We start from the raw sequence: 14028 nt of genomic DNA on the forward strand, positions 1-14028 counted from the left end.
TTTCAGTGTTTAAAAAAAAGATGTTACGGCAACTGCCGAAATTTGGTCAGCCCCTAGTACTGATGATGGTGGTGTTGATACTTGTATTAGTACCGCGCAAAATTGTCAGTGATCATACTCGCCTAATTTGGCGTGGAGAGCTAACACGAGCCAGTCTCTCCGATTTAGTTAGTCTCATTGAACATCATCCTAATCAATATAACGTAATTCAGTTTCGCAATTCTCCTGGCGCGAGTGCGTCTGCAGGGACCATTATCGATCAAGTTGAGCAGTTGATCCAAAACTATCATCTAGGAACAGAGGCGCGAGGAGCGTGTGCTTCGGCCTGCGCCTCAGTATTTTTGCTTGGAGAAAATAGAACGTTGTTCCCGGGTGTGCGCGGTGAGCCAACCTACTTGATGTTACATGCGACTCGACAAAATACGACACGTGAAGTCGATTACGGTTATACGGAAAAAGTTCATCGCAAAATAGCCGCGCGTAGTGAGGGGAAATTTCCTTTAGCCTTACTCGATCGTATTTTTGATGATAAGAAAGGAACAGCTGATGGAGAATTGTATATTTTTCGCGATCCTCGGCCATCTACCTTAGGACCTCAACATGTTTTCGTTTGTGCTTCCGCGGTCTATGCGATTCTTGATACATGCGAACCGGTTCGTGGAATTTCCCCTTCAGACCTTGGTATCGACATTGCGAATTAGATAAAGTTTCTGATTTTGTACTGCAGATCGTTAAAATGTTGAATTGTGAGTTTTTGTCCACGTTCGAATTACCTGGTGTTTATTTATGCGGCGTTTCATTTTTCGTTTCTTGGCGTTCTTGATATTGCTCTACGTGGGCTTGTGTGCGGCAATGTTTGTCGCACAACGCTCGTTGATCTATTATCCAGCGCCTGTCTCTCATGCAAACGACGCCAATGCCATTCGTCTTCCGGTGCCGGATGCGAATCTCGTAATTTCAACACATCAAACACAGGCATTAAGTGCGATTGTTTATTTTGGGGGCAATGCAGAAGATGTGAGTTTATCGCTGCCGCAGTTGGCAAAAGCATTTCCTGATAGAGCGATTTATCTCATGCACTATCGTGGTTATGGAGGAAGTACAGGGCAAGCGAGTGAGCAAGGATTATTCGAAGACGCTCTTGGCCTCTACGATAGTATTAAGACCAAGCATCATGACATTATGGTTGTGGGGCGGAGTCTTGGTACAGGCGTCGCGACTTATTTAGCGAGTCGTCGTGACACAAGTCGTTTGATATTGATTACACCTTATTACAGCATGGAAAGCGTTGCGTGGGGCCAGTATCCTTATTTGCCAGTGAGTCTGCTGTTGCGTGATAAGTATGAGTCGTTTAGGTATGCGCCCCTAGTTAAAGCACCGACCTTGATAGTGGCCGCAGAGTGGGACCAACTTACACCACTGGTTGGTACCTTAGCATTGAAAAACGAGTTTAAGAATGGTCAGGTGAAGTTGGTTGTGGTAAAAAAGGCTTGGCACAATGGAATTTCAAATAGTCCAGATTATTTACCAGCGTTAATGACCCCTCAGTGAGAGCATATCCGCTTGCAGTTTTGCATCAGAAACAGAAAGGTGTGAGACACAGTTGGTAACTAATTCGACGTTCTCATAATAACGATTCAAGAAAAGAGAAGATTTTTGGAAAATTCACTCAATTTTGTCTTTAGGCCGCATGGTAAATTTAAAGTGTGGATTGAAAATCAGTTTCTTTTGACGGAAGTGACCGGGCCGTGGAACCGAGAATTAGTTGATTACTGGGCTCAACATGCCCTACCTCTAGCAAAGTCGTTTTCAAGCAGCTTGCCTTATGTTGCAATCACTACGGTTCATGAATCAATTTTGTGTCCGCCAGATGCATTGGAACGTATCGCGCAAGTGGTTCAATATGCGCTCAAGAATCTACCGTGCTTGGGACACGCAATTGTCGCTAACGATACCGTGTCTGGTCGGGACATCGTGCGTTTTAGCTATGAAAAAATCCAAATCGAGCATATCTTTGAAAATATTGAGCAAGCCAAAACTTGGGGTAAAGAAGTACTCGATAAAGCGAAGAGATAATTGAGCTCGGCAGCGAACATTGTCGCTTACCGAGCATGATCCTTATTGGAAGTTAGCGTTGACGGCCCCAATGGCCGGCGCGAAAATGCCAACTGACACCGACGCGCTCCCATCGATGTGGCACCCAAGTGAATCCTATACGCGGCGCTGACCAATAACCAGCGCGCCAAACGTGGCGCCCACCTTGCCAGTACCAGAAGCCGTTGATCCAAATATAGCCAGGTGCCGGTGCTACGGTAATCACTTCCTGCATGGGAGCGGGCGGCGCTACTTCAGTCACCACTTCCTGTACTTGAACTTCATTTGTTGGTGGATAATTTGTTGGTGCTGGGTATTGCACATTGCTTCGATGGTATACCGGTGCTGGCGTGACAACAGTGCAAGCACTCAGTAGCAGGCCTGAAACCACGACCGTGCTCATTCCGAATTTTTGCATAAGCATGTTAGACATGATGATCTCCTAAGATGAGCTTTAAATTACCTGTGACTGCATCTTAGTAAAATCCATATCACCACGCTGTAAGAAGTTGTAACGATTTCTTTCAGTTGTATTGATGCGTGGCGTATGGTGACGTTATTTTACTGATTTAAGTTTGGATCTTCATCTGAGCTTCGAATCGCCATGATGTGTTTGATGGAAGTAGTTTGAAGCGGCAGGCGTCCAAGATCTCGTTCCCAGGAAAATAAGAAACGATTGATATTCCCGCATATGCGCCCTTGGCAAGCACCCATCCCACAGCGCGTATGTAATTTTGCTCCGCGCCATTCATTGAATTGTTGTAATTGTCCGTAGCGGACATCCTCGCAACGACATATGATTGTTTCACTTTCACACAAGTGTCGTAACTCAGGGCGCAACGCAAAATGTAACTCCAATTTTTCTGCAAATTGGCGCCAAATAGCGCGTTCTTGTAGCATTGGGGTTGCATATTCAGTTCGTTGACTAGAAGCGTAACCCGCGATGTAACCTTCGGCGAGTGCGAGATCGACACCGCCAATGCCTGTGGACTCGCCAGCACAATAAATCTGTTTGATGCTTGTTTCCTGCCATTGATTTACTTTTACATGCGAATTCGTATTTGTGTGCTGCAGTTCGCAGCCGAGTCCAGCGGCAATCTCTAGGTTAGGGGTTAAGCCATATCCGCATGCCAAGTAGTCGCAACTTAATTCGACTATTTTTCCCTTAGTGGATATCCTTACCCGTTTTTGTTCTTGCATCATGTCTGCCGCTACCACAAAGCTATCACTGTAGTAGCGGCTCTGTTTGAGTTTCCACGCTAGCCCAATTGCTTGTTTGATTTTGCTTGGCGTTTTCAATAAGCTATAAGCGAATTGCCGTAATGCCGACATCGGTGCTTGTTCGATGATGTGTGTCACGATCGCGCCACGGGCCGTCAAGGTTGCGGCCGCTGCAAGCAGCAATGGCCCCGTTCCAGCGACAATGATTTTTTTGTCTTTGACCGGAAAACCATTTTTTGCCAAGGCTTGCAGGCCACCTGCACCGGTCACTCCTGGTAATGTCCAACCAGGAAAGGGCAGTAATAACTCACGGGCGCCAGTGGCGATAATGACTTTGTTGGCAATGAATTGTTGGCTACTTGATTGCGGCGCATGTTCAGCGGTCGCAAGGAAAAGTTGATCGTGCTGCTCAATATGCACCAGCTTGGTTTGGAAATGGAAATGCACATTTTGTGCTTGATTGAGTTCCTGCCAGATCAAGCGGGCACGAGCATCGGACTGCTGTTGAAATCCTCCGCGCCAAATTTGTCCGCCTGACTGAAAATTGTCGTCAATAATGTCGATTTGTATACCTGAAGGCGCGGCTGCGTGGGCCGCGGCTAAACCGGCCGGGCCTGCTCCTATAATTAATAATTTTTCTGTCATGGCATATCTCCCGTGTTGATAGACATGCCGTCACTACACATCGTCTGACAGGCAAGTTGATGCGCTTGTTGATTGACCGTGACTCTGCATTCTTGACAGATTCCCATGCCACAAAAGGGGGCTCGTATTTCACCACTGACAGAAATTCTTGTGCCGATTTGTCCGCAGTGCGCGAGAGCTGCCGCGACGCTCAGACCAGGATCGACCATGTGAATCTGGCCGTTAATGTGAATGCTAATTTTAGATTTCATGGCGATGCTTAGTTTGGTTCATTGAGATCACTAGCAGTTAGCACGATTGACTATGCCGCGCTGGAAGATATGGAAGCATGTCGATCTGACTGGTTTGTCTACAGATGGCATCCTTAAGTAGCTCGGCGGTCGCTAGCGATGTGGTAATGCCCAACCCTTCATGTCCTGTCGCCATCCAAATGTTTTTTCGACTTGGATGTGGCCCAATATAGGGGAGTCCATCAGGCGTTGCGGCTCGAAATCCCGTCCAACTTCGAATGGCCTTGAGATCACGAATTGCGGGGACATAAGACGCCGCTCTCGCCAACATTTTGCTAAGCATGTGCAGATCAATTTCCTTGTGGGTGACATCAAACTGCCGAGAAGAACCGATGAATACCTGTCCTGTTGGGCGCGGTTGTAAGTTGAACGCGACCGAGTCACCGTCTGAAGCATGGGCGCTCTTTATGTAGCCAAGTTCAACCAACTGATGGTGTATGAATTGCGGATAACGGTCGGTAATGAGAAGGTGTCCCTTTTTGTGCCGTAGTGGTAAATCTGGTACGAGATTCATGGCGCTAATACCATTCGCCACGATCGTCTCTTTACTGGTGATGTTTGAGCCCGACGCCAAATTGACACCATTGTCGTCAATTGAAATTACAGTGTCGCGAATCAATTGAGCGCCAAAGCTCATTGCGGTGTTGAGTAAAATTTGCGCGCTTTTGGGTGGGTAGACGAGAGCGTCGTCTGCGACAAGAACACCACCCGCTAATCCTGGACGTAGTTTTGGTTCTTTATCATATAACTGTTGTGCAGTAAGCATTTCACTGGCCACACCATGCTCATTGAGCACACGACATTTGAGCTCAGCTACGTCCATTTCTTCCTGATCTGCCGCGACCCAGATTGTGCCGCATTGACTGTACTCATGCTGATTGAAATCGCCGCCATTACGGGACACAAGTTGGCGCCATAACTCTAAGCTATAACGCGTCAGAGCAAGTTCTGCAGGATTATCGTCCATTACGACCAAATGCCCCATGCCAGCAGAGGTCGTGCCTCCGCCCACAATATTAGATTCTATTAGTGCTACTTTGATGCCGTGTTTTGCTAGGCTAGCTGCGCAAGCACAACCGACAATACCGCCGCCGATGATAACGACATCGTAATCAGACGAGCTTGTCGACATCATGTACGGATACCCCAAATAAACGGATCATTTTGATCGAGAATTAATTGAGACTCAGCGTTGACAAAAGCCGTGCCGCGAATAGTTGGGTGAATTTTTCCATTTTCGCTACCATGACGGAAGCTTCCTTCGAAGACGCTGCCAATAATGCTTTCTTGTCGCCAAATTTCACCCTCGTTTAACTTCTTATCGGCTGCGAGGCATGCGAGTTTGGCACTTGTACCTGTGCCACAAGGTGAGCGATCATAGGCCTTACCTGGACAGAGGACAAAATTTTGACTGTCGTTATCATGGGAGCTTGGTGCGGCAAAAAGTTCGATATGATCGATTTCAGCACCATCGTCGCCTGTGATGCCTGCAGCATTGAGTGCTTCACGTACTCGCCAACTAAAGCTAGTCAGTGCTTCGACATTCGCCAAGCGCATATCTTGCCCATGATCTGCCACTAAGAAAAACCAATTACCGCCATAGGCAACGTCGCCCGTTACCGTGCCATGACCTTCAACTTCTACACTTACCGCATGCTGTGTTCGATAGGCCGGGACGTTGTGGACACTGACGCTATGATCTTCATGCAGTTCGACCTCCACCGCACCAACTGGCGTATCAATTTTGTGTTTGCCGTAGGCGAGTACACCCTGATAGGCGAGCGTCGAAATTAATCCTATAGTGCCGTGTCCGCACATCCCAAGGTAGCCAACATTGTTAAAAAAAATGACCCCTGCGCTGCAAGTCGGATCGTGTGGTTTGCAGAGCAGGGCTCCCACCAAAACATCCGATCCGCGTGGCTCACACACGACAGCACTACGGTAATGATCAAATTTGTCCCGAAATATTTTGACCCGTTCTGCTAGAGTGCCATTACCCAAGTCTGGCCCCCCGTCGACGATTAAGCGAGTTGGTTCGCCGCCAGTATGGGAATCAATGATATGAATTTTTTGCATGGACTTCACCTTTACCAAGTTTCGCTAGTTGTGCAACATAGTGTAACGAAGGGCGATTCGCTTTGTCTTGCAGAATTTGAAGGTGGTATATGCAGAAATCAGCATAGTTAAAAATGGACGATATTTCGATAACAAATGTAGTGGGTGAAAACACCAGGAACTTAAAGACCATGAATGGTCTCCAAGTTCAAACGACAGTAACTTAAGTGGAAAGAAGCGGCATCGAATGAAGAAAGAAATGAAATGAACAAAGTGATAGATTTTCGTAGCGATACAGTGACCAGACCAAGTCAAGCAATGCGTCATGCAATGATGCAGGCTGAAGTTGGTGATGATGTCTACGGTGATGATCCCAGTGTCAATTGTCTGCAATCGAAGTTGGCTGAGATGGCGGGGCACGAGGCCGGACTTTTGGTCGCAAGTGGCACCCAAAGTAATTTGATTGCGCTATTAACTCATTGTGGTCGCGGAGATGAATATATCGTTGGGCAGCAGTACCACACCTATCTCTACGAATCGGGCGGCGCGGCTAGTTTAGGCGGGATCGTACCGCAACCAGTGCCAGTGGAAAGCGATGGTAGTTTAAGCTTGAGCGCCATTGAAGCTGTCATTAAGCCTAAAGACATCCACTATGCATGTTCAACTTTACTCAGCTTGGAAAACACGCATTTAGGTAAGGTATTAAGCAATGGCTATTTAGCTGGTGCGATCGAGTTGGCGAGACAACATGGCCTAAAAACACACTTAGACGGCGCGCGCGTGTTCAACGCTTGTGTTGCCCAAAAGCTGAGCCTTGAATCGATCACTGCGCAATTCGACACCGTTTCAATTTGTTGTTCAAAAGGGCTTGGCGCACCTATCGGCAGTGTGCTGTGCGGACCGCGAGATTTTATCGAAGCAGCCAAGCGGTGGCGGAAAATGGTGGGAGGAGGAATGCGGCAGGCTGGCATCTTGGCTGCTGGAATTGAGTATGCCCTCGACCATAATGTGTTACGCCTTGAGGAAGACCACGATCATGCTTCAAGCTTGCAAATCGGGTTGAGTAAGATACAGGAATTGCGAGTAGAGAACGCCCACACCAATATGCTTTATGTTGAGTTAGAGAGCCGAGAAATGGGGATACGCTTGGGCGAATATTTGAAGCAAAGAGGAATTTTGATTTCAGCGGGAAAACGTATTCGACTGGTGACTCATCTGGATATTAACCACACAGACATCGAACAAATGTTGCATCATTGCGAGCAATTCTTTTCTAACTAGTATTTAAAAAAAGAGATTCCATTGCTGCAACGCAGCAGAAAATGAGCGATTTTGTTCATAATTAGCTGAATTTTGAGTAACTTTATTCACAAGCGCCCTAGACTCTTAATTTTTTGAATGAATGTTCTAGGGCAAATTGTTAAATACTGTCTTTTTTGTGAAAGATCTTGAAATAAAGGCTTCAAAGTTTTTTGAAAGCAACTAAAATGTCCGTAAGGTAATACCAGTAGGAAGTATCATAAGAATGAAATTGGGTTACCGGTTTCTTGTTCTGTTGTGCTTTGTTTTAACGATTTGCATGGAACACATAAAATGAATCTACAAAATATTCGAATCGGTCAAAGGCTGGCGCTGGGCTTTGGTGTGGTCATTACGCTGTTGGCTTTGCTCGCGGGACTTTCGTACTATCGCATCAGTGGCCTTAGTAAAGAAATTTCGACTATGGTCAAAGACCGTTATCCTAAAACGGTGGTGGCGAATCAAATTAAAGCGCAGCTCAATGAAGTCTCGCGCAACATGCTCAACGTGTTAATCATGACTGACCCGGAGCAGATTAAAAAAGAACTGGCGAATATTGCGAAAGAAAATACAGGAAATGAGGAAGCTCTCGCTCTCCTCAACAAGACCATCACTGACGCAAAGGGCCGCGAACAGTTAGCCGCTATTACAGCGATACGCGATAAGTTCATTCCATTGCAAACCAAGTTTGTGGCACTAGTCAATGAGGACCGCAAAGACGAAGCGATGCTTAAATTTCTGTTCGCCATACGCCCGATTCAAAGTAAGTATTTTGCAGCCTTAGATGACTTTATTGCGCACCAAAATAGTCAGATGGAGCAAGCCGGTAAAGATTCTGAGGTAGTCGCAACACAAACAAGTGCCTTTATTCTGTTCCTAGCATTAGCGGCGGGCGGTATCAGTATTGTGGTCGCGTTCTTGGCGACGAAGAGCATTACGCGTCCGTTGATCGATGCCGTGCGTGTCGCAAAACGTGTTGCCAAAGGTGATTTGAGTAGCGACATTGAAGTCACGAACAACGATGAAACCGGTCAAATGATGCAAGCTTTGCGTGATATGAACGAAAGCTTGCTGAAAATTGTTGGCGAGGTGCGTGCTGGGACAGATAACATCGCCTCGGTTTCGATGGAAATCGCAAGTGGTAATTTAGATCTTTCTAATCGTACTGAGGAGCAGGCGCATTCGTTACAGGATACTTCAACCTCAATGCGCGATCTGACCGATACGGTGAAACAAAATGCAGAGCATGCAGCTCAGGCAAATCGCTTGGCATTGTCTGCGTCAGAGGTTGCGGAAAAAGGTGGAGCGGTCGTCTCACAAGTGGTCGATACCATGGGCTCGATCAATGCTTCATCCCGCAAGATTGTCGATATTATCGGCGTCATCGATGGCATCGCTTTCCAAACGAATATCTTGGCATTGAATGCAGCGGTAGAGGCAGCTCGCGCAGGTGAACAAGGTCGAGGGTTTGCAGTGGTGGCTTCCGAGGTTCGAAGCTTAGCGCAGCGTTCTGCTGCTGCGGCGAAGGAAATTAAGACTTTAATTGGCGCTTCGGTTGATGAAGTAACTGCGGGTAGTAAGCTGGTTGAACAGGCGGGCGTCACGATGGATGAGGTTGTCGCTAGTGTTAAACGTGTGACGGACATCATGGCAGATATCACTTCTGCTAGCCAAGAACAAAGTGCGGGTATCGAGCGTGTGCATCGTACGATCGCACAGATGGACGATGTGACGCAACAAAACGCAGCCTTGGTTGAAGAAGCTGCCGCCGCCGCTGAAGCAATGCAAAATCAAGCCAGCAATTTGGCGCAAGTGGTCAGCGTGTTCAAGCTCAAAAATGATTATGTTGCTCCCCTAGCCGCACAAGAGGAGAATCAACGTACGGTAAAACCTGCACCTCGTCGTGCGCCAACGAAATCGAATCCACGATTATTGCGTGGCAGTGATGATACAAATAGAGCAAGTCCTCGAGCGGGGAGTGAGGATATGGAAGAGTTCTGAAGATATGATCTAATATGTAAGCAAAGTCTAGTTTGCTTTTAAATTGATTAATTAACTACCGGGAGTTGATATGCGCCACACATTCAGCATCAAATCAGGTTTCAAAGTCTTTCTCGCTTCACTCAGTTTTGCTTTGGTGTGTGGTCAAAGTTTGGCTGCTACGGAAGTGAACGGCGTTAAATTTGAAGATACCGTTAAGGTTGCTGGTAAAGATCTCAAGTTGAACGGTGCGGGGATGCGCGTGAAAGCGGCTTTCTTTAAACTTTACGTCGCTGGTTTATATTTGCCAGAGAAAAAGACGACCACTGCAGATATTTTGGCTTTGACAGGGCCAAAGAGAATGCAGATTGTCATGCAACGTGAAATCAGTTCTGAAGATTTCGGCGATGCATTCATGAAGGGTCTGAATGACAATTCAGACAAAGCTGAAAAGTCAAAATTGGTCAATCAAACCGTTGTATTCGGTGAGATGTTTGCTTCAGTGCCAGGCTTGAAAAAGGGCGATTTGTTGACGCTCGATTGGACGCCAGGTACTGGGATGCAATCATTCCTGAACGGCAAACAGATTGGCCAAACCATTGCAGAGCCGCTGTTTTTTAACGCGGTGTTGAAAATCTGGCTCGGTGAGCGCGCTGTTGACAGCACTTTAAAAGATAAATTACTCGGCGAGAAAAACTAAATTAGGAAATCATTCACATGTAACCGGCTGCTTTTGCAGCCGGTTTTTTTTGTGCTCGAGTGGCCTGATTTAATTAAGGAAACGAAACAAAATTCTCAAAATCCGTGTAAAGTGCGACACTTGTTTTCGCTGATGATGAAGGGGCCGTGCCGTGAAAATTCTCGGAAAATCGAGTTCAATCAATGTTCGCAAAGTGCTCTGGACTTGCGTTGAGGTCGGTGCTGATTTTGAACATATTGAATATGGATCAGGAACCAATGGCGATGTTAACACGCCTGATTTTTTGCACCATAACCCTAATGCGATGGTGCCGGTCTTGATAGATCAAGGGCAAAGCTTGTGGGAGTCCAATAGCATTTGTCGCTACTTGGCGATGAAATATCAGCGTCAGGATCTCTTGCCGGTGGAACCAATGCCACGTGCGCAGGTCGAAAAGTGGATGGATTGGCAGTTAGGCGACGTCAACAACGCATGGCGTTATGCTTTCTTATCAAAAGTGCGGCAAAGCCCTTCGCATCAAGATCCTCAACTGTGTGCGCAAAGCGCCCAGAGTTGGAATCAGTTTATGTTGATCCTAGAGAGACAATTGGCATGCACCGAAGCGTATGTGAATGGAAGCCAATTTACGTTAGCTGACATCGTGTTAGGACTCGCATTGAATCGCTGGCGTAGCACACCGATTGATCGCCCTCAAACTCCGGCCTTGGATCGTTATTTTGATTTACTGATGCAACGTCCCGGCTATGTGCGTTACGGCGCCAATGGTATTGCATAAGAACACGTAGTTTTACATTTTTTGAGATAGAGATTCAAAGTATGAGTTTTGCGACTTGGTTTTCATTTTTCTGTGCGGCTTGTTTGATTGCGGTTTCGCCTGGCTCAGGAGCTATCCTTTCTATGTCGCATGGCCTCGCCTATGGTGTGAAACGGGCGAGTGTCACTATCTTCGGTCTACAATTGGGCTTGTTATTAGTACTGATCATTGCTGGCGCAGGTGTTGGATCGCTATTGTTAGCCTCTGAGTCTGCGTTTTCTATCGTAAAGATACTTGGGGCAACTTACCTTATTTATTTGGGGGCTCAGCAATTCATCGCAAAAAGCAAACTTGGCAGCGGTCAGGTAGAAGGGCAAGCAGATGTTCAAACGGCTTCTCCAAGTGCGCCACAAGTCGTGCTAACGCCGCATGCTTCTAGACAGATTTTGACTGGCTTTTTGACGAATGCCAGCAATCCTAAGGGGATCGTTTTCATGGTTGCTGTGTTGCCCAATTTTATTAATCCGCAATTCGCCATCGTGCCTCAGTTAGGTATTCTTGCAATCACCATGGTGCTAGTTGATACAACTGTAATGCATGGATATGCTTTTTTAGCATCGTCTTTGCAAGTATGGATGCGTCACCCCAAGGCTGAACGTATTCAAAATAGGGTATTTGGGACGGTTTTAATGATGGTGGGTGCTAGTTTGTTTTTTGTTAAGCGTGAAGCCAGTATTGTTGTTTAGTGGTTTGACGAAACACCTCAATGCGACATCTGCACAAATCTTGTCGATACAGAACGACTAAACGACAATGACTTGCAGAGAAGCAGCAAAAATCTGGGATAATGTTTGCAATGAATCCTTAATGAAAACAGCTTTGCATGCACTTTGACTCCCTATCATCTCAGCATCAGCTACCGGAAGAATTCGAGCCGGGGGAACAACGCGACAAAGCAAATCGGCGATTAATTGGTGGTATAGCCGTTTCATTATTGCTACACGCGCTCATTTTGTCCCTTCAATTTGGCATCCCTGGCCTTGATTTGCCTAGTCTAGAGATGCCCTGGAAGGAGAGACGCAACGCGGTAGAGGCTTTGCAAATTCAAATTTCGAATCCTGCTCCGGCAAACAAACCAGCACCTCCTGCACCTGCAGTAACGGTGACAGAATTATTCAAATTACCTGATCCCATTTTACCAACGCCAGTTTCTAAGAGTAATGGCGGATTGGTTGTTTTGCCGACCCCGGTGCCAGTGCAAACGGTAAAGGAGAAGAATAAACCAAGCACGAAGCAAGCGCGCGTAGTGAAAGTGCAATCACAGCCAAGTGCGCCGACCGTGGTCAAGAAAGTCTTACCGCCTCCAGAAGCCCCTGTGCGTATCATCGCTCAAGATCAAAGTCGCAATGATGAGTTTGTCGTGCCTTTAACGACAGAGGAGGAGAGCGAACGTCATCGTGAAGATAAACGAGAAACAAAACGTCAAGCCGAGGCGATTCCTGCTGAAGCGGTGATCGATAAGAACGCTGAGACTCAGCTCATCGAAGAACAAAAACGAGCAGAATTAGCTGCGAAAAAATTGCAAGATGAGTTGCAACTGAAGAAGCAGCTTGAGGAAAAGCAAAAACAACTGGCCGAACAAAAGCGTCAAGAGGAATTGCAGGCTCAACAAGTGCTGGCGAAGACCAGCGACGAACAGCAGAAAAAGCTCGCGAAATTAGTTGAAGAACGTGTGCAAAAAACAGCGGATATTATGCCGATTGAACCCGTTCGTGAGCAGGATGATCAGAAAAAAATCGCCAAACAAAGAGCTGCACAAGAACTCGCGAAACGTGAACAAGAGCAGGCAATTGAAGAAGCCTTAAAAGAAGCAAAGCGTCAAGAGTTGTTGGCGCAGGAAACAGCTAAGAAAGAAGAGCAACGTCGTCAGGCCGAGCAGCAACGTCAACGTCAGTTAGCGCTGGAACAAGAACAACAACGACAAGCAGCGGCACAATTGCGTCAGCAGCAGTTGGCCGAGCAAGAACGCCTAGAGAAGCAGCAAGCACTCGCGTTGGTGGAGAAAAAGGCGCAAGAGCAGAGGCAACTTGAACAAAAACTGTTAGAGCAAAAGGTCGCTGAGCAGAAACTTCAGGAGCAAAAGGCAATCGAGCAGAAACTCGTTGAACAACGCCTAGCGGAACAGAAGTTGGCAGAGCAGCGAGCACAAGAGCAGCGCCTTGCGGAACAACGTGCTTTGGAACAGAAGTTGGCCGAGCAGCGGCAAGCGGAACAGAGGCTCGCCGAGCGTCGAGCCGCAGAAAGAGCAGCAAGTGAGAGAGCGGCAGCCGAAGCGGCTGTAGCAAAAGCCAATGCAGATCGTTTGGCATCACAGAACGCGCAGGCAAACGGCACCGGCAGCAATACCTCTGGTAACGCATCGAATGCGAATGGAACTGGCACCGGTAATAACGGCAACGGAACAAATAATCCGGTTCAAAACTTAAGTGGTGGGGACCTAACTTCGAGATTGCGCGATCAAGCGCGTGGTGGTGATTTGCTAAAACCTAGAATGCCGTTGACAAAAGGTGTCGACGACAATCAAAGAGCGCGTCGACGCAGTTTTCTCGGGGCATATGATAAAGAGGTTCCATTGCGGATGTATGTTGATAGCTTCAAATCTAAGGCAGAGCGCAATGGTAATTTGATTTATGAAAAGCGTTCTTTAAGTAGTGCCGAATATACGGTCATTTTGAATATCATCATTCGAAGTGATGGTAGCGTGGAAGAAGTATCTGTGCTGCGCACGAGTGGCAACCGCGCGATGGATGAGCGTGCTCGCAATATTGCAATCACCAATGCCCCGTATTCTGCCTTTCCACCCGCGCTCGCGGCGAAGTATGATGTCATTGAGCTTAAACATTTTTGGGTGTTTGGCGATAGGCTTCGCATCTTGGACGATCTGCCTCAATTCTAATGTAGTGAGAACCAAGTCGAAGGCAACATCATAA

The 14028-nt window shown here is 47.0% G+C and carries 14 protein-coding genes; 9 read left to right on the forward strand and 5 right to left on the reverse strand.

Annotated features, from left to right (window positions below; all coding sequences use genetic code 11):
* Window positions 1-5: 5 nt before the first annotated feature.
* The 3 genes from H8K36_RS12130 to H8K36_RS12140 all read left to right on the forward strand — a co-directional run bounded on the left by H8K36_RS12130 (window position 6) and on the right by H8K36_RS12140 (window position 2076).
* Window positions 6-701 carry a hypothetical protein gene (locus H8K36_RS12130; RefSeq protein WP_186916743.1) on the forward strand — a complete coding sequence of 232 codons (696 nt, stop codon included), beginning with the start codon at window positions 6-8 and terminating at the stop codon, window positions 699-701.
* An 85-nt stretch (window positions 702-786) separates the two neighbouring features.
* Window positions 787-1551, forward strand: a complete 765-nt coding sequence (locus H8K36_RS12135) for an alpha/beta hydrolase (protein ID WP_186916744.1) — start codon at window positions 787-789, stop codon at window positions 1549-1551.
* Between the two features lie 105 nt (window positions 1552-1656).
* Entirely contained in the window at window positions 1657-2076 is a 420-nt protein-coding gene (locus H8K36_RS12140) for a hypothetical protein (protein ID WP_186916745.1), read from the forward strand.
* A 52-nt stretch (window positions 2077-2128) separates the two neighbouring features.
* Here the strand turns inward: H8K36_RS12140 and H8K36_RS12145 are convergent, their stop codons facing one another.
* From H8K36_RS12145 to H8K36_RS12165, 5 genes are all read right to left on the reverse strand, one after another.
* The gene (locus tag H8K36_RS12145) at window positions 2129-2527 is read right to left on the reverse strand and encodes a YXWGXW repeat-containing protein (protein WP_230404594.1); all 399 of its coding nucleotides are present in this window, start codon (window positions 2525-2527) and stop codon (window positions 2129-2131) included.
* 128 nt (window positions 2528-2655) lie between these two features.
* Window positions 2656-3960 (reverse strand): FAD-dependent oxidoreductase, encoded by a 1305-nt coding sequence (locus H8K36_RS12150; protein ID WP_186916746.1) that lies wholly within the window; start codon window positions 3958-3960, stop codon window positions 2656-2658.
* Entirely contained in the window at window positions 3957-4211 is a 255-nt protein-coding gene (locus H8K36_RS12155; RefSeq protein ID WP_186916747.1) for a 2Fe-2S iron-sulfur cluster-binding protein, read from the reverse strand. The genes H8K36_RS12150 and H8K36_RS12155 overlap by 4 nt, the downstream gene beginning before the upstream one ends.
* 37 nt (window positions 4212-4248) lie before the next feature.
* Window positions 4249-5385, reverse strand: coding sequence for an NAD(P)/FAD-dependent oxidoreductase (locus H8K36_RS12160; protein ID WP_304941538.1), 1137 nt, complete (start codon window positions 5383-5385; stop codon window positions 4249-4251).
* On the reverse strand, window positions 5382-6326 hold the full coding sequence (locus H8K36_RS12165) for a 4-hydroxyproline epimerase (protein WP_222611210.1): 945 nt from the start codon (window positions 6324-6326) through the stop codon (window positions 5382-5384). The genes H8K36_RS12160 and H8K36_RS12165 overlap by 4 nt, the downstream gene beginning before the upstream one ends.
* 252 nt (window positions 6327-6578) lie before the next feature.
* Between H8K36_RS12165 and ltaE the strand changes: the two genes are divergently transcribed.
* The 6 genes from ltaE (at window position 6579) to H8K36_RS12195 (ending at window position 13994) form a co-directional block, all read left to right on the forward strand.
* Window positions 6579-7586 carry a low-specificity L-threonine aldolase gene (gene ltaE, locus H8K36_RS12170; protein ID WP_329604229.1) on the forward strand — a complete coding sequence of 336 codons (1008 nt, stop codon included), beginning with the start codon at window positions 6579-6581 and terminating at the stop codon, window positions 7584-7586.
* 312 nt (window positions 7587-7898) lie between these two features.
* On the forward strand, window positions 7899-9605 hold the full coding sequence (locus H8K36_RS12175) for a methyl-accepting chemotaxis protein (RefSeq protein ID WP_186916749.1): 1707 nt from the start codon (window positions 7899-7901) through the stop codon (window positions 9603-9605).
* A 70-nt stretch (window positions 9606-9675) separates the two neighbouring features.
* Window positions 9676-10284: a chalcone isomerase family protein gene (locus tag H8K36_RS12180; protein WP_186916750.1), complete on the forward strand. Its 609-nt coding sequence runs from the start codon at window positions 9676-9678 to the stop codon at window positions 10282-10284.
* Between the two features lie 151 nt (window positions 10285-10435).
* Window positions 10436-11059: a glutathione S-transferase family protein gene (locus H8K36_RS12185; RefSeq protein ID WP_186916751.1), complete on the forward strand. Its 624-nt coding sequence runs from the start codon at window positions 10436-10438 to the stop codon at window positions 11057-11059.
* A 41-nt stretch (window positions 11060-11100) separates the two neighbouring features.
* Window positions 11101-11784 (forward strand): LysE family transporter, encoded by a 684-nt coding sequence (locus H8K36_RS12190; RefSeq protein ID WP_186916752.1) that lies wholly within the window; start codon window positions 11101-11103, stop codon window positions 11782-11784.
* A 137-nt stretch (window positions 11785-11921) separates the two neighbouring features.
* Window positions 11922-13994, forward strand: coding sequence for a hypothetical protein (locus H8K36_RS12195; RefSeq protein ID WP_186916753.1), 2073 nt, complete (start codon window positions 11922-11924; stop codon window positions 13992-13994).
* The last annotated feature ends 34 nt before the right edge of the window (window positions 13995-14028 follow it).

It is taken from the genome of Affinundibacterium nitidum, assembly GCF_014284155.1.
Taxonomy (GTDB): Bacteria; Pseudomonadota; Gammaproteobacteria; order Burkholderiales; family Burkholderiaceae_D; genus Undibacterium; species Undibacterium nitidum.